The organism is Streptomyces sp. NPDC030814 (assembly GCF_055572155.1).
Genome location: NZ_JBVIDX010000002.1, coordinates 206,988 through 222,342, shown reverse-complemented (window position 1 = coordinate 222,342; position 15,355 = coordinate 206,988). Strand labels below are relative to the sequence as shown.

Here is a 15,355-nt window from a genome sequence, read left to right as displayed (position 1 = left end):
CAAACGAAAACCCCTAGGTCAGATACATCCCGGCGGACTGGTCCACCAGCTGCCGCAGGGCCGGGACATGGCGTTCGTGCCCGCCGAGTCGGTCGAGGACGCGGTGTGCCTCGTCGCGGTGGGTGCCGAGGTCCTTCCGGTAGCGGTGGAGGACGGCTGGGGCGAGCAGACGCGCCCGCAGGTCCCGCCTCGCCGACTCGGATTCCCGTGCGGCGGAGCTCAGTTCGACGAGCCGGTCGCGTGTGCCGGAGGACGCCTCGTCCAGGGCGCAGGCGAGCAGATAGGTGACGGTGCCGTTGCGCAGGTCCTCGTCGCGGCCGGAGAGGATGTCCTCCTGGTCGTTGAAGAGCTGCCAGAGAACGCCGAAGACGTCGCCGAACTCGCGCCACAGTTCGGTGCGGTCGTGGCCGGCGCCCGCGAGGATCGCGGCCATCGCCGTGATCATTCCGAAGGGTGCACCGGACTTCCCCCGGTACGCCTCGACGACGGCGTCCGGGGAGGCTGCCGTGAGGTCACCGCGGAGGTCGCGCAACTGCCCTTCCACCGCGCCGATCCAGCAGTTGACGATCTCGCAGGTGAGGGCGTTGCGCAGGGCGTCCGAGACGGGCTGCGCCTGGACGACCCGGATGGGGAGGGCCTGGCCGCTGAGGACGGCGGCCAGCAGCGCCTCGTCGGCGCCGAGTCCGCGTGGGGGGTTCGCGCCGTGTCCGTCGGCCAGGTCGTCGAGATAGCACGCGGAGGTCCACCACAGCACGTGTACGGCCGACAGGGGGACGGCCGGTTCGGGGGCGCCCATCTCGGCCCCGTGCACCAGCAGCGGGAGCACCGACAGGGGGTACTTCATCCGCTGGTGGCACAGCAGCCCGGATATCGCTCTTCGTACCGCCGAGGAGGCCGGGCCGAGCTCCTCCAGGGCGTGCTCTATCTCCGCGTCTATCTCCGCGGAGAGCTGTCTGTGCAGGTCTGCGTACGCAAGGGAAGTCAACGGCGGGCCTCGATCTCCAGGACGAAGGGAACCGACACGGACGTCACCACCAGCCCCCGCCGGACGCTCCAGCGCCCGTCGAAGGCTGTCAGGCGCCGGCCGTCCACCACCGGTCCGGGAACGAGGAGTTCGGCGCGCAGACCGCCCGAGTGGCCGCCGGGGTCGACGGACACCTCGATGTCGGCCTCGGAGAAGTCCAGCCAACGGCCGGTGAGCGGGAACCACGCCTTGTAGACGGACTCCTTGGCGCTGAACAGCAGCCGGTCCCAGTGGACCGAGGGGTGGTCGGCGGTCAGTCGGCGCAGTCGGGCTTCTTCCGGGGGAAGCGCGATGGCCTCCAGGACGCCCTCGGGCAGGCCGCTGTGGGGTTCGGCGTCGATGCCGAGGGAGGCGAGGTCGGTGGCGCGGACCAGTGCGGCGGCGGCGTATCCGTCGCAGTGGGTCATGCTGCCGGTCAGGCCCTCCGGCCAGCCGGGGGCGCCGCGCTCACCGGGCAGGATCGGCCGCGGCGGGACGCCGAGCTTGTCCATGGCCCGCCGGGCGCAGGCCCGTACGACGGCGAACTCACGGCGCCGCTTCGGCACCGCGCGGGCCACGATCGCCTCCTCCTCCGGGTACAGCTCGATCCCGTCGGCTCCCCCGGTCGTGTCATCGTCGTACGCCTCCACGGCCACGACCGACTCCGGGAGCAGCTCCTCGATCAACGGCTCCGACCTCCATCGGCAGAATCCGGCGCAGCCTTCCCGGGGGTTCCGGGCGCGGACGCCACTCGCGGGGATATCCCACGGACACCTCTTCGAAGCGGACCCCGTCCAGCCACGTGGTCCGCGGGATGTGCAGATGGCCGTAGACCATGACCTCGACGCGGAAGCGCCGGTGCCAGTCGGCCGTCAGGTCGGTGCCGCACCACATGGCGAACTCGGGGTAGCGCAGGACGTTCGTCGGGTGCCGGTCGAGGGGGTAGTGGTTGACCAGCACCGTGGGCAGGTCGGCGGGGATCTCGGCGAGCCGGCGCTCGGTCTCGGCGACGCGGGCGCGGCACCAGGCGTCGCGGCTCGGATACGGGTCGGGGTGCAGGACGTGCTCGTCGGTGCAGACCACGCCGGTGCCGTGCGCGTACTCCAGGCCCTCGGCCTTCGTCGTGCAGCCCTGGGGCAGGAACGAGTAGTCGTACAGCAGGAAGAGCGGCGCGACGACGACGGGGCCGTCCGGGCCCTCCCACACGGGGTACGGGTCCTCGGGTGTGACGACGCCCAACTCCCGGCAGAGCGCGACGAGATGCTCGTACCGCTCGACGCCGCGGTAGGGGACGGTCTCGCTGGGGTGGGTCCACAGTTCGTGGTTGCCCGGCGCCCACACCACCTTGGCGAAGCGTCCGGCGAGGGTCTGAAGGGCCCAGCGGATGTCGGCCACCGTCTCGGAGACGTCCCCGGCCACGAGGAGCCAGTCGTCGTCCGTCTCGGGGCGCATCCGTTCGACCAGTGCGCGATTTTCGGGATAGCCGATGTGCAGATCGCTGATGGCCAGCAGGTTCCCGGGCCGGACCACCGTCGACTCCACCCTCACTCCCTCCGCGACACCGATGAGCAACACGAGAACACATGTGCGCGCCGAGGGACAAGAGCGACTGGCTGAACGCCTTCACGCGCTGCGGCACGCCCACCCCACAAGGATTAACACGCGCGTGACAGAAACATGGGTCCCGGTGGCCTTATGATCTGCCCCAACACCACCGTCACGCCCGTCGTTCGCGTCGGCGGTTCGGCGTACCTCCATCCCCCCTGGCCGGGCACGGCCTGCTCCGCCGTGCCCGCGAACCGTAGAAAGGCGGCCTGCATGGTCTCTCGCGTACGCGTCTGGCTCAACCGCACGTACGCGGAGAACGTCTTCTTCATGGATCAGCTGCGGAATAATCCGCACGCTCGTCCGGTGGACATCCATGCCACACACGGTGACGCCGACTCCCCCGTACTGGCCGCCGCCGACACCGCCGATCTGGAGCCCGAGGGCCTCTCCCCCGCCGCGTACGTCGAGTACGCGCTCGACCAGTGCGCCAAGCGCGGTATCGACGTGTTCGTGCCGCGGCTGCACCAGGCGGCCATCGCCGCGCACCGCGAGGAGTTCACCGCCGTCGGTACGGCGCTGCTGGCGCCGCCCGCCGAGGCGATCGAGGTCTTCGAGGACAAGGTGACCGCGTATGAGGCGGTGCAGGCGTACGGGGTGCCGGTGCCGCCGTGGTTCCGGGTGACGAACGCCGATGAACTCATCGCGGCTGTCGAGGAGTTGGAGGACCAGGGGCACAGGGCGTGCTTCAAGCCGGCGGCCGGGGCGGGCGGGGTGGGCTTCCGCGTGGTGACCCGCGCCCCCTTCTCGCTCGATCACCTCAGCGGATTCCCCGGCCCGTACGTGCCGCTCGACATGGTGGTCGCCGCCGTGCGTGAGGCCGGGGAGGCCGTCGACTGGCTGGTGATGCCGCGTCTCGAACAGCCCGAGGTGTCCGTCGACTGCCTCACCGGGACCGACGGCCGGGTACGGATGGCGGTGGGCCGCACGAAGAACGGGCGGCGGCGGGGCTTCTCCCTGAACCCCGCCTGGATCGAGCCCGCCAGGAGGCTCGTCGAGTCGTTCGAACTCCACTATCTGACCAACGTCCAGTTCCGGATGTACGGCGACCAGCCGGTGCTGATGGATGTGAACACACGTCCCGCCGGCGGGCTGCACCAGCTGGCGCTGTGCGGGATCAACGCGCCCTGGGCGGCGGTGCGGCTGGCGCTCGGCGAGGAGACCGGTGACGTGCTGCCGACCCGGATGGGCCAGGACTACACCGTGGTGTCGGGGCCGCGGCCGGTGCGTCCGGTGACACTGCCCCAGCAGGCCGACGACATGGTGACAGCGAACGCGGCCGGCTCGGCTGCGGCTGTGGGCCAGGTCGCGGGTTCTCATGTGCCGGTACCGGCGGACGCGCCGGCCGTCACGGGCGTTCCCAGGGCCGTCGAGGTGCCGGGAGCCGTGGGTCCGCCGATGGTCGTCGAGGTACCCGTGGGCGCGATGGAGCCGGTGGAGGCCCGGTCGCTCGCCGTGGCGCCCCCGGACGCTCCCACGTGCGCCCCGTCGCCGACCGCCTGCACCTCGGCAGCCGACCGGCCCCTGGCGGTCTGAGTCCCGCCCCGGGCAAGCACGACCGGGGAGAGCGGCTGTCCGGCCGACAGCCGCCCTTCGGTCCGGTGGTCCGGCGACACGCGGCGCGGCCTCCGTGCCTGCCCGTTCCCGGCACCGCCCCGGACGCGCGGCGCGTCCGGGGCAGGAGGCGATCCGGGTGCCGGGGTCGCGCCAAGCGGTGCCGAAGTACCGGCCGGGCCGCGCTCCGGCCGTTCCTCCGCTCGGCCTCGACCCGGTCCTCGGAGTCCTCGTCGGGCTCCGGCGTGCCGTCAGCGCTCCCCCACCGCGAGGCGCAGGGTCTTCACCTCGAACGGGCGCAGTGTCACGGGGACGCCGTCGCCGTCCGTGGCCGCTTCGGACAGGGGGCGCTCCAGCAGGTCGGTGATGTGGGCCCCGGCGAGCGGGAAGCCGGCGCGCAGGACGCCCCGGGCGCGGCCGCCGCCGCACTCGTAGAGCCTGACCACCACGTCGCCCGACGCGTCGTCGGCGAGCTTGACCGCCTCGATCGTCACGCCCGCGCCGTCCACGGAGACGACCGGCTCGGGTGCGCCCGCCGCGTCGGCGACGCGCAGCGGCAGGTTGAGGGCGTAGCCCTCGGCGACCGCGTCCTCGATGGTCGCGCCGGGCAGGAGCGCGTAGGTGAGGCGGTGCTTGCCCTGGTCGGCCTCGGGGTCCGGGATACGGGGGGCGCGGACCAGGCTGAGGCGGACCGTGGTGGTCGTACCCCCGTCCTCGCGGACCGTGCGGGAGACGTCGTGGCCGTACGTGGAGTCGTTGATCACCGCGACGCCGTAGCCGGGCTCGGCCACGTGCACCCAGCGGTGGCCGGAGACCTCGAAGCGGGCCGCTTCCCAGCTGGTGTTGGTGTGGGTGGGGCGCTGGATGTGGCCGAACTGGATCTCGGCGGAGGAGTGCGGTGCCCGGATGTCGATCGGGAACCCGGCCTTCAGGAACTTCTCGGCCTCGTGCCAGTCGATGTCCGTCTCGAAGTCGATACGGGGGCTGCCGGCCCGGACGGTGATCGTCTGGGTGACGCGGGAGCCCTTGCCGAACGACCGCTCGACGCGGATGGCGCCGATGAGGGGGTCGGCCTCGTCGACGGTGACGGAGTCGGCGTCCAGCAGGTCGGTGTAGCGGTTCCTGTAGTGCTTGTCGACGTCCCAGGCGTCCCAGTAGTTGGGGAGGTCGGTGTGCAGGCGGAGGAGGTTGCCCTTCTCCCCGAGGACCTCGCGGTCGGCGACCAGGTCGCGCACGGAGGCCAGGGTGCCGTCCTCGGCGATCTCCACCCGGACCAGCCCGTTGTCGAGGGTGAGGCCGTCGACGGTGACGGGGTGCGGGGGCTCGGCGGGGGCGAGGGGCGCGCTGCCGTTCGCGGGGACCGTCACGTACACGGGTGCGCCCGCGGAGGTGCGGATGACCTCGGCACGGTCCCGGGGGCTGGTGTTGAACACGCGGGCGGTCCCGCCGCCGAGCGCCGTGATCGCCTCCGCCGTCAGCTCCTCCAGCTCCTTGGCGACCCGTGCGTACTCTGCCTCCGCCTCGCGGTGCACCCAGGCGATCGAGGAGCCCGGCAGGATGTCGTGGAACTGGTGGAGGAGGACCGTCTTCCAGAGGCGGTCGAGCTTCTCGTACGGGTAGGCGTAGCCGGGCGCGTGGAGCGCGGCCGTCGTGGCCCACAGTTCGGCCTCGCGGAGCTTGTGCTCGCTGCGGCGGTTGCCCTGCTTGGTGCGGGCCTGGGAGGTGTACGTCGCCCGGTGGAGCTCCAGGTACAGCTCGCCGTTCCAGACGGGGGCGTCCTCGTACTCGGCGCGGGCCTTGGCGAAGAACTCGTCGGGGTGTTCGACGACGACCTTGGGGGAGCCTTCGAGGTCGGCGAGGCGCCGGGCGCGCTCCATGATCTCGCGGGTGGGGCCGCCACCGCCGTCGCCCCAGCCGAAGGGGGCGAGGGAGCGGGTGCCGGCGCCCTTCTCCTGGTAGTTGCGGACGGCGCGGTCCATCTCCTCGCCGCTGAAGCGGGCGTTGTAGGTGTCGATGGGCGGGAAGTGGGTGAAGATGCGGGTGCCGTCGATGCCCTCCCACCAGAAGGTGTGGTGGGGGAACCTGTTGGTCTGGTTCCAGGAGATCTTCTGGGTGAGGAACCACTCGTTGCCGGCCAGCTTGGCGAGCTGCGGGTAGGCGGCGTTGTAGCCGAAGGAGTCCGGCAGCCAGACGCCCTTGGTCTCGATGCCGAAGTTCTCGATGAAGAACCGCTTGCCGTGGACGAACTGGCGGGCGACGGCCTCGCCGCCCGGCAGGTTGCCGTCGGCCTCGACCCACATGCCGCCGACGGGCGCCCACTGGCCCTTCTCGACGGCCTTCTTGATGCGCTCCCACACCTGCGGGTAGTTGTCGCGCACCCACTCGTACTGCTGGGCCTGGGAGCAGGCGAAGATGAAGTCCTCGTACTCGTCGGCCAGCGAGGTCACGTTGGAGAAGGTGCGGGACGTCTTGCGCTTGGTCTCACGGATGGGCCACAGCCAGGCCGAGTCGATGTGGGCGTGGCCGACGCCGGAGATGGTGTGGGCGCTGGCGTGGGCGGGCTTGGCGAGGACGGGGGCGAGGATCTCGCGGACCGCCGTGGCGCTGGCGGAGACGTCGTCCAGGTCGACGGCGTCCATGGCCCGGTCCAGGGCGTGCAGGATCTCGTGGCGGCGGGGCTCGTGCTCGCCGAGGTGGACCATGAGTCCGCGCAGCACCTGGAGGTCCAGGTCGAGGTGCCAGACCTCTTCGTCGAGGATGGCGAGGTCGGCGCGCCGGAAGGTGTAGAGCGGCTTGTCGCCGGCGGTGAGGACGTCACCGAGCGGGGTGACCTTGGAGAAGTTGTCGGCGAGGATGTCGGGGTTGGAGGCCGCCTCGACGAGGTAGTCGATCACCTCGCCGCCGCGGACCGGGTTGCCGACCGGGACGTACTGGTTGAGCGGGTTGACCGCCTTCAGCGGGGTGCCGTCGGTGAGGTGGACGAGGGCCTCGGCCTGGTTGCCGGGCCAGTCGCCGACGAAGCCCAGGTCGATGACGGCCTCGACGCGGCGGCCGGCCCACTCGGCGGGTACCCGGCCGTGCATCCGGAACCAGGTCGTGCCCCACGGCGGGCCCCAGGGGGTGTCCATCGCGAAGGGGCTGTACGAGGCGGCGGCGGCCTCCTCGAAGGGGACGGGCTCCCCCGGCGCCTGCCAGGCCTCGACCGCGAAGGGAACGGAGGCCGCGTAGATCGCGGGCTTGATGCGCTGGGTGTGGACGCGCTCTACGCGTTCCTCGATCCGGCGGCGTTCGTCATGCATGAGAGGTCTCCAGGAAGAGGGCCGAGCAGCGGGAGCAGGGGAGAGGGAGGAGCGGTCGAGGAGTCGAGGACGGGGAGCCAGGACGGGGAGCCAGGACGGGAGGAAAGCGCTTTCCCGAGGGAGCCTACTTCAGGTAGTCCAGGCCAGGGTGCACCGCCGTGTAACCCTCCACCAGGCGTCGTGCGACGTTGACCGAGTCGACCAGCGGATGCAGGGCGAACGCCTTCACCGCGGTCGAGCGGGAGCCCGACTCGGCGGCGGCGAGGACTTCGCGTTCGACGGCCTTGACCGCGCAGACCAGGCCGGTGGCGTGGCCGGGCAGCGGGTCGACGGCGACCGGGTGGGCGCCGTTGGCGTCGACCAGGCAGGGCACCTCGATGACGGCCTCGGTGTCGAGGACGGAGAGGGTGGCCCGGTTGCGGACGTTGAGGATGAGAGTGGTGCGCTCGTCGCGGGCGATGGCCCGCATCAGGGCCAGGGCGACCTTCTCGTAGCCGCCGGAGAGGTCGTCGGCGTCGCGTTCCCCGGCACCGGCCGTCTCGCGGTTCTCCGCCATGTAGGTGGCCTCGCGCTCGGCGCGGGTGCGGTCCCAGGTCTTGAGGGCGTGGGCGTCGGGGCGGCGCATCTCCTCGTAGAAGTGGGCCTGCTGCTCCTTGAGGAAGGCTCCGCGAGTCTTCTCGGCGTCCTGGTAGGCGCGTACGGCCTCACGGTTGAAGTAGTAGTAGTGCAGGTACTCGTTGGGGACGGCGCCCAGCGACTGGAGCCAGTCGACACCGAAGAGCTTGCCCTCCTCGAAGGAGCCGAGCAGATCGCGGTCGGCGAGGAGGCGCGGGAGTTCGTCGCGGCCGGCGACCCGCAGACCGCGGACCCAGCCGAGGTGGTTGAGGCCGACGTAGTCGATCCAGGCCTCGCGGGGGTCGGCTCCGAGGACCCGGGCGATGCGGCGGCCGAGGCCGACGGGTGAGTCGCAGATGCCGATGACCCGGTCGCCGAGGTGGCGGGACATGGCCTCGGTGACCAGGCCGGCCGGGTTGGTGAAGTTGATGACCCAGGCGTCGGGGGCGAGCCGGGCGACGCGCCGGGCGATGTCGACGGCGACGGGGACCGTGCGCAGCCCGTAGGCGATGCCGCCGGCACCGACGGTCTCCTGGCCGAGGACGCCTTCGGCGAGGGCCACCTGTTCGTCGTGGGCCCGGCCCTCCAGGCCGCCGACGCGGATCGCGGAGAAGACGAAGTCGGCGCCGGTGAGGGCCTCGTCGAGGTCGGTGGTGGCGGTCACCTCGGGGGCGTCGGCGATGTCGGCGGCCTGCTCGGCGAGGACGCGCGTGACGGCGGAGAGCCGCTCGGCGTCCAGGTCGTGGAGGACGACACGGGTCACCCGGCCCTCGGCGCGGTCACCGAGGAGAGCCCCGTACACGAGGGGCACCCGGAATCCTCCGCCGCCCAGAATCGTCAGCTTCACGCAACTACCACCTTTGCCGATCGTGCATGTGTGCGGGCAGGCGCGGGGCCCGCCGTGCGGCACCGGGGCCGGCCGGCGAAGAGGACCCGCGCCGTGGCGCGCAGGGGGTGCCGGTCGCCCCGACACGTGTCAGTCAGCCGGCTCCGTCCGCCGCCGTGGACGCGACCGCGGTGGCGGACGCGGGCCGGGCCGTCGTCGTGGACCACACCGCCGCCCCGGGGGAGCATGCCGCCGAAACGGCGGGTCATGCCTGCGGCGGCCCGATTCGTGCCCGGTGCGCGGTTCATGTCGTCACGACCTCGACCCCGGCCTCCTCCAGGGCGGAGCGGGTCGTCTGGTCCACGGGCGCGTTGGTGACCACCACGTCGAGTTCCCGGGGGCCGCAGACCCGAGCCATCCCCGTGCCGGGGAACTTCGCGGAGTCGGCGAGCAGCACCACCTTGTCGCTCGCCTTGATCATGGCGCGTTTGACGGGGACCTCGACGACGGTGGTGTCCATCACCTGGCCGCCGGGCCGCACCCCGCTGGTGCCGAGGAACAGCCAGTCCGCGTGCAGCTGACGGAGGTTGTCCTCGGTGAGGAAGCCCACGAGGGAGCGGTACTCACGGCGGACCATGCCACCGAGCAGCACCAGTTCGATGCCCTCGTCGTCCGCGAGTTCCTCGTAGACCACCAGGTTGCTGGTGATCACGGTGAGCCTGCGGCCGTGCAGCTGCCGGGCCAGGCGGTAGGCGGTGGTCCCGATGTCGAGCAGGACGGACTGGCCGTCGCGGACCATGGCGGCGGCCTGCGCCGCTATCGCGTCCTTCTCGGCCACCCGGACTTCGGCGACCTCGGCGAAGGGCTGGTCGCCCTCCTCCACGACCGCCCCGCCGTGCACCCTGGTGAGCAGCCCTTCCTCCTCCAGCCTGACGAGGTCTCGCCGGATGGTGGCCGGGCTCACACCGAGCTGTTCGGACAGGTCGGTCACCGCCGCGGGGCCGCCTGCTCGCAGGGCCCGCAGGATGAGTTGGTGTCGTCTCTCTGCCAGCACGTGCTGAACAGTACTCGTCATCTCCAATCATTTCCATGCTCACTTCTGCTCGGGTATTGACCAATCTCTCGGATCGGCGCACGATTCCCGGCATCGAATTTGAAGAGTTCTGACGAGAGGTGCACGCGTGGACGACGACCGGCCCGATGTGCTGCTGACCGGGCTGCTCTTCTACGACCTCGTGCTCACGGGGCTGGGAAGGCCGCCGGCTCCCGGCGAGGAGATCTGGACCGGCGGCATGGGCTGCGGTCCCGGCGGTATCGCCAACCTGGCAGTGGCCGCCGCCCGTTTCGGTCTGCGGACCTCCCTGGCCACGGTCTTCGGCGACGACTACTACGGCGCGTACTGCCGTGAGGTCCTCGCCGGACAGGAACGCGTGGACCTCTCCCTCTCGCGCACCGCGGACGGCTGGCACACTCCCGTCACCGTCTCCCTGGCCCAGGGCCACGACCGGGCCCTCGTCACCCACGGCCAGGAGCCGCCGTACTCGCAGGACGCGCTGATGGGCGACCCGCCCGAGTCGCGTACCGCGCTCGTGCACATCGAGGCCGAGCCGCGCGAGTGGCTCGCCAAGGCGGCCGCGAACGGCACGCACATCTATGCGGACGTCGGCTGGGACCCGACCCAGCGGTGGTCCCGCGCACTGCTCGACCAACTCACCCTGTGCCACGCCTTCCTCCCCAACGAGACCGAGGCGATGGCCTACACCCGTACCGACAGCGCGGTGGCCGCGCTCGGCACGCTCTCCGAACTGGTGCCGGTCGCGGTCGTCACCCGAGGCGGGGCCGGCGCCGTCGGCGTCGACCAGGCAACCGGCGAGTACGCCGAGGCCCCCGCCCTCGACGTCGACGTCCTCGACACGACCGGCGCCGGGGACGTGTTCGGCGCGAGCTTCGTCGCCGCCTCCCTCGGCGGCTGGCCGCTGGAGGAACGGCTCCGGTTCGCCGTCCTCGCCGCGGGCCTGTCGGTACGGCACCACGGCGGGGCGCTCGCCGCCCCCGGCTGGTACGGCGTCGACCGCTGGTGGCGCTCACTGACCGACCCCGAGCTGAAGAAGGCCTACGGCTTCCTCGCGGACCGCATCCCGACGGACACCGGCCCGCCGGTGCACCACGCCCCGGTCACCCCACCCGCACGGCTGCCCTGAGCCCTCAGAAGAACTGCCCCTCAGTACCACGAACAGGAACAAAACAGGAGTGTCCCGTGGACCTTTCTCGTAGAGGCTTCCTCCAGGCCGCCGTCTTCACCGCGGCAGCCTCCGGACTGACCGTCGCCTGTGGCGGCGGCTCGGAGTCCGGCGGTACCAAGAACGGCAAGAACCTGACCATGTGGTACTGGGGCGGCGCCCTCAGCGACAAGGTGGTCGCCGAGGCCAAGACGCACTTCAAGGGCCAGGTCAAGCTGACCAGCGCCTCCATCGGCGGGGACTTCAAGCAGAAGCTCACCACCACCCTCGCGGCGGGCGGCTCCTCCGTGCCGGACATCACCGGCATCAAGGGCGAGGACATCGCCTCGTTCCTGCCCAACGCCGACCGCTTCCTCGACCTGAACGACCTGGGCTTCAAGAAGCTCTCGTCGCAGTACCTGGAGTGGAAGACCAAGCTCGCCCAGACCGAGGACGGCAAGCAGATCGGCTTCCCCATCGACATAGGCCCCACCGCGCTGTTCTACCGCGCGGACCAGTTCGACAAGGCGGGGCTGCCCAGCGACCCGGCGAAGGTCGCGGCCGAGGCCAAGACCTGGGAGGACTACTTCGCGCTCGGCACCGAGCTGAAGAAGGCGCTGCCCGGCACCTTCCTCGTCAACAACATGGGATCGGTGTTCAGCATCGCGGTCGGCCAGGGCACCGAGCGGTTCATCGACAGGGACAACCACTTCATCGGCGACCAGGACCACATCCGCGCCGCGTGGGACACGGCGATCCGCGCCTACCGGCTCGGCCTCGACGCAAAGATCAACGACCAGAGCTGGAACTCCGCCGTCGGCAAGACGCTGACCACCGAAGTGGGCGCCGCCTGGCACGCACTGGACATCGAGTCGGCGGCGCCGGCCACCAAGGGCAAGTGGCGGGTCTGCGCGACGCCGGGCGGACCGGCCAATCAGGGCGGCTCCTATCTGACCCTGCCCAAGCAGTGCCGGAACCCGGAAGAGGCCTTCAAGATCATCAGCTGGATCCTCAGCCCGGAGAACAACGCCAAGAGCTTCGCCGACGCCACCATCTTCCCCGCCTCGCCGGCCACGTACGAGATGGAGGCCATGACGGGCCCCGACGCCTTCTTCGGCGGCCAGAAGATCATCGAGGTCTTCGGGCCGGCCGCCGAGGCCATCCCGGTCAGCTACGAGGCGCCCGCCGACTCGGCGGTCATGGCCCCCTTCATGGCCGAGCTGACCAGCATCGAGGCCAAGGGCAAGAAGCCCGACGACGCCTGGAAGGACGCGGTCTCCCAGGCCAAGCAGATCGCCCGGCGACAGGGGGTGAACTGAGGTGTCGTCACCTCCGGTCACCGGCCCGGCCGCGGTGCGCGAGCACCGCGGCGGGCCGGGTCCGGCCCGCTTCCGCCCGCGGCGCACCCCGCCCGCGGGCGTCGCGCGGCCCGCACGCCGCGGGGTGCTGTCGTTCTGGCGGCAGTACCTGGCGATCTCGCCCTTCTATCTGATCTTCACCGTCTTCTCCTTCGGTCCGGTCTTCTACTCGCTGTTTCTGGCGTTCCAGCGCTACGACGGCCTGGGCACCAAGCAGTTCGTGGGGCTCCAGCAGTTCGAGTTCCTGTGGAGCGACCCCGTCTTCTGGCTGTCGATCCGCAACACGTTGATCATCTGGGTCCTGTCGACCGTCCCCACGCTCTTCGGTGCCCTGGTGCTGGCGACGCTGCTGCACTCGGTGCGGCGCTTCAAGGGCTTCTACCGCATCGCCCTGTACGTACCGAACGTCACGTCGATCGTCGCTGTGGCGATCTTCTTCGGTGCGGTGTTCAGCAATGACTTCGGTCTGGTCAACGCGATCCTCGGCATGGTCGGCATCGATCCCGTGCCGTGGCTGAGCGATCCGTGGCTGATCAAGGTGGTCATCGGGCTGCTGATGACCTGGATGTGGACCGGCTACAACATGATCATCTACCTGGCCGGCCTCCAGGCCATCCCGCAGTCGGTCTACGAGGCGGCCAGGATGGACGGCGCCGGGCCCGTCCGCACGTTCTTCCGGATCACCATTCCGATCATGCGGCCGATCATCCTGTTCACCGTCGTCATCTCGACCATCAACGGTCTGCAGAGCTTCAGCGAACCCCAGGTGCTCTTCGCCAGCAACGCCGCCAACCAGAACCTCGGCGGTCCGGGCCAGGCCGGCCTGACCACACTGCTGTACTTCTACCAGTCGGCCTTCCTCGACAACGACTACGGCTACGGCGCGGCCATCGTGTGGGCCTTCTTCGTACTGATCATCGTGCTCGTCGCCGTCAACTGGCGCATCGTGCAACGAGGGAGGAAGCCATGACGACAGCCGTCACGCCACGGCCGGCCACGGGCGCAAGGCGGCCACGTCGCCCCAAGGGCCTGTCCGCCCACCTCTTCCTGATCCTGGCCGTCGTGATCTCGGTCTTCCCGTTCCTGTGGACGATCGTGATGGCGACCAACACCACCCGCGACATCTACCAGAGCCCCCCGAAGCTGACCTTCGGCTCCCACCTGCTGGAGAACATCAGAGGTGTGCTCGACACGGTCGACTTCTTCGGGTCGATGCTCAACACGGTCCTCGTCGCCTGTGTCACCACCGTCCTGGTGCTGTTCGTCGACTCCCTGGCGGCCTTCGCCTTCGCCAAGTTCGACTTCCCCGGGCGCAGGATCCTCTTCGGTACGCTGCTGGTGTTCATGATGCTGCCGCTCCAGCTGGCCGTCCTGCCGCAGTTCATCCTGATGTCCGAGGTCGGCTGGGTCGGCATGCTCAAGGCGCTGGTGTGGCCCGCCCTGTCCAACGCCTTCGGCATCTTCTGGCTGCGCCAGTACATCGAGAACGGCGTGCCCGACGAACTGCTCGACGCTGCGCGCATCGACGGCGCCGGGTTCCTCCGCCAGTACTGGAACGTCGCACTGCCGATGATCAAGCCCGCGATGTCGTTCCTCGCCATCTACGCCTTCGTCGGCGCCTGGAACGACTACGTGTGGCCGCTGATCGTGCTCACCAACCCGGACCACGTCACGCTCCAGGTGGAGCTGGCCCAGCTCAACGTCGGCCACAACACCGACTACAGCATGGTCATGGCCGGTGTGCTCATGGCGTCCCTCCCGCTGGTGATCGTGTTCTCCGTCTTCGCCCGCGGATTCATCGCGGGAGCCACCGAAGGTGCGGTACAAGGCACCTGACACACCCCTGTCGAGAGAGAGGTGCACCGTGGTGGATGTCGTCGGAGCGGGACGACCGGAGCGGGGCAAGGTGCTCGTGGTGGGCATGGACGGACTGCGCTTCGACCGGCTGATGCGGTCGCCGTCCACGGCTCCCGTACTGCACGGCCTGATGGCCGCCGGCGCCTACGGCAGCAGTCTGCTGCCCTACGGCGAGGCGGACGGCGAGGCCGGGCGCGGGCCCACCACGAACATGGCCTACACGGACTCGGGGCCGGGCTGGTCGAGCATCATGACCGGGGTGTGGCCCGACCGGCACGGGGTGACCGGCAACGACTTCGTCGGCGCCGACTACGCCCGCTACCCCGACTTCCTCACCCGCGCCGCCTCCGTGCGGCCGGGGCTGCGCACGGCGGCCGTGGTGTCCTGGCCGACCTTGATCCGCCGCGGCACCCTCGGCCGCGGCATAGGCCGGCGGGTGCGCTTCAACGGCGAGCGCCGCGGCTACGGGACCGCGGACCGCCTCGTCGCCCGCACCGCCCTGCGCTGGCTCACCAAGAGGGACCCCGACGCCCTGTTCGTGTATCTGGGCGCCACCGACGAGGCAGGCCACGACACCGGCCCCCTTTCCCCCGCCTACGACCAGGCCCTCCTCGACCAGGACGCCCACCTCGGGCGGCTGCTGGACGCCCTCGAGGCCCGGCGCTCGGACCCCGCCCGCGCGGACGAGCGGTGGACGGTGCTGGTCACCACGGACCACGGGCACCGTGACGGCGGCGGCCACGGCGGCAACAGCCACGCCGAGCGCGAGGTGTTCGTCGTCCTCGCCGAGCCCGGAATGCCCGGCGGCACCCGTCTCGACGAACCCCGGCTCGTCGACATCGCCCCCACCGCCCTGGACCGGCTCGGCATCCCCGTTGACCCGGAGTGGAACCTCGCGGGCCGCGTCCTGCCCCGGCCGGCCCCGGACCCCATATCGCCCCCGAACCCGGAACGGTCATGACCGACGCACTCCTCGCCCCCGCCCGCCCGCCGGCCGGCCCCGCCGCCGGCGGCCTCGG

12 protein-coding genes are annotated in these 15,355 nt (G+C 70.8%); 6 read left to right on the top strand and 6 right to left on the bottom strand.

The window, feature by feature from the left end; all coding sequences use genetic code 11:
* Window positions 1-13 precede the first annotated feature (13 nt).
* From ACZ43N_RS04405 to ACZ43N_RS04395, 3 genes are read right to left on the bottom strand one after another with little or no spacing between them, the layout of a single operon-like run.
* The gene (locus ACZ43N_RS04405; RefSeq protein WP_468094863.1) at window positions 14-985 is read right to left on the bottom strand and encodes a polyprenyl synthetase family protein; all 972 of its coding nucleotides are present in this window, start codon (window positions 983-985) and stop codon (window positions 14-16) included.
* On the bottom strand, window positions 982-1,689 hold the full coding sequence (locus ACZ43N_RS04400) for a 4'-phosphopantetheinyl transferase family protein (RefSeq protein ID WP_468094862.1): 708 nt from the start codon (window positions 1,687-1,689) through the stop codon (window positions 982-984). The genes ACZ43N_RS04405 and ACZ43N_RS04400 overlap by 4 nt, the downstream gene beginning before the upstream one ends.
* A complete protein-coding gene (locus ACZ43N_RS04395; protein ID WP_468094861.1) occupies window positions 1,634-2,545 on the bottom strand; it encodes a metallophosphoesterase family protein in 912 nt (303 codons plus the stop codon). The genes ACZ43N_RS04400 and ACZ43N_RS04395 overlap by 56 nt, the downstream gene beginning before the upstream one ends.
* Before the next feature lie 276 nt (window positions 2,546-2,821).
* On the opposite strand from ACZ43N_RS04395, the gene ACZ43N_RS04390 reads away from it, so the two are divergent.
* A complete protein-coding gene (locus ACZ43N_RS04390) occupies window positions 2,822-4,144 on the top strand; it encodes an ATP-grasp domain-containing protein (RefSeq protein WP_468094859.1) in 1,323 nt (440 codons plus the stop codon).
* A gap of 269 nt (window positions 4,145-4,413) precedes the next feature.
* On the opposite strand, the gene ACZ43N_RS04385 is transcribed toward ACZ43N_RS04390, so the two are convergent.
* The 3 genes from ACZ43N_RS04385 to ACZ43N_RS04375 form a co-directional block, all read right to left on the bottom strand.
* On the bottom strand, window positions 4,414-7,461 hold the full coding sequence (locus ACZ43N_RS04385) for an alpha-mannosidase (protein ID WP_468094857.1): 3,048 nt from the start codon (window positions 7,459-7,461) through the stop codon (window positions 4,414-4,416).
* Window positions 7,462-7,585: 124 nt separating this feature from the next.
* Window positions 7,586-8,923 carry a 6-phospho-beta-glucosidase gene (locus tag ACZ43N_RS04380; protein ID WP_468094856.1) on the bottom strand — a complete coding sequence of 446 codons (1,338 nt, stop codon included), beginning with the start codon at window positions 8,921-8,923 and terminating at the stop codon, window positions 7,586-7,588.
* 283 nt (window positions 8,924-9,206) lie between these two features.
* Window positions 9,207-9,956, bottom strand: a complete 750-nt coding sequence (locus ACZ43N_RS04375) for a DeoR/GlpR family DNA-binding transcription regulator (protein ID WP_468095503.1) — start codon at window positions 9,954-9,956, stop codon at window positions 9,207-9,209.
* Window positions 9,957-10,083: 127 nt separating this feature from the next.
* Between ACZ43N_RS04375 and ACZ43N_RS04370 the strand changes: the two genes are divergently transcribed.
* The 5 genes from ACZ43N_RS04370 to ACZ43N_RS04350 all read left to right on the top strand — a co-directional run bounded on the left by ACZ43N_RS04370 (window position 10,084) and on the right by ACZ43N_RS04350 (window position 15,297).
* Window positions 10,084-11,103 (top strand): carbohydrate kinase family protein, encoded by a 1,020-nt coding sequence (locus ACZ43N_RS04370; protein ID WP_468094855.1) that lies wholly within the window; start codon window positions 10,084-10,086, stop codon window positions 11,101-11,103.
* A 56-nt stretch (window positions 11,104-11,159) separates the two neighbouring features.
* Window positions 11,160-12,440, top strand: coding sequence for an ABC transporter substrate-binding protein (locus tag ACZ43N_RS04365; protein ID WP_468094853.1), 1,281 nt, complete (start codon window positions 11,160-11,162; stop codon window positions 12,438-12,440).
* A 124-nt stretch (window positions 12,441-12,564) separates the two neighbouring features.
* Window positions 12,565-13,449: a carbohydrate ABC transporter permease gene (locus ACZ43N_RS04360; RefSeq protein WP_468095501.1), complete on the top strand. Its 885-nt coding sequence runs from the start codon at window positions 12,565-12,567 to the stop codon at window positions 13,447-13,449.
* Entirely contained in the window at window positions 13,446-14,315 is an 870-nt protein-coding gene (locus tag ACZ43N_RS04355; RefSeq protein ID WP_468094852.1) for a carbohydrate ABC transporter permease, read from the top strand. Before ACZ43N_RS04360 ends, ACZ43N_RS04355 begins: the two co-directional genes overlap by 4 nt.
* Before the next feature lie 28 nt (window positions 14,316-14,343).
* Window positions 14,344-15,297 (top strand): alkaline phosphatase family protein, encoded by a 954-nt coding sequence (locus ACZ43N_RS04350; RefSeq protein ID WP_468094851.1) that lies wholly within the window; start codon window positions 14,344-14,346, stop codon window positions 15,295-15,297.
* Window positions 15,298-15,355 lie beyond the last annotated feature (58 nt).

What these genes read in the sequence shown, in the direction of transcription:
- ACZ43N_RS04390 (WP_468094859.1), top strand. Translation starts at nt 2,822, where the DNA reads ATGGTCTCTCGCGTACGCGTCTGGCTCAACCGCACGTACGCGGAGAAC.
- ACZ43N_RS04385 (WP_468094857.1), bottom strand. Translation starts at nt 7,461, where the DNA reads ATGCATGACGAACGCCGCCGGATCGAGGAACGCGTAGAGCGCGTCCAC.
- ACZ43N_RS04355 (WP_468094852.1), top strand. Translation starts at nt 13,446, where the DNA reads ATGACGACAGCCGTCACGCCACGGCCGGCCACGGGCGCAAGGCGGCCA.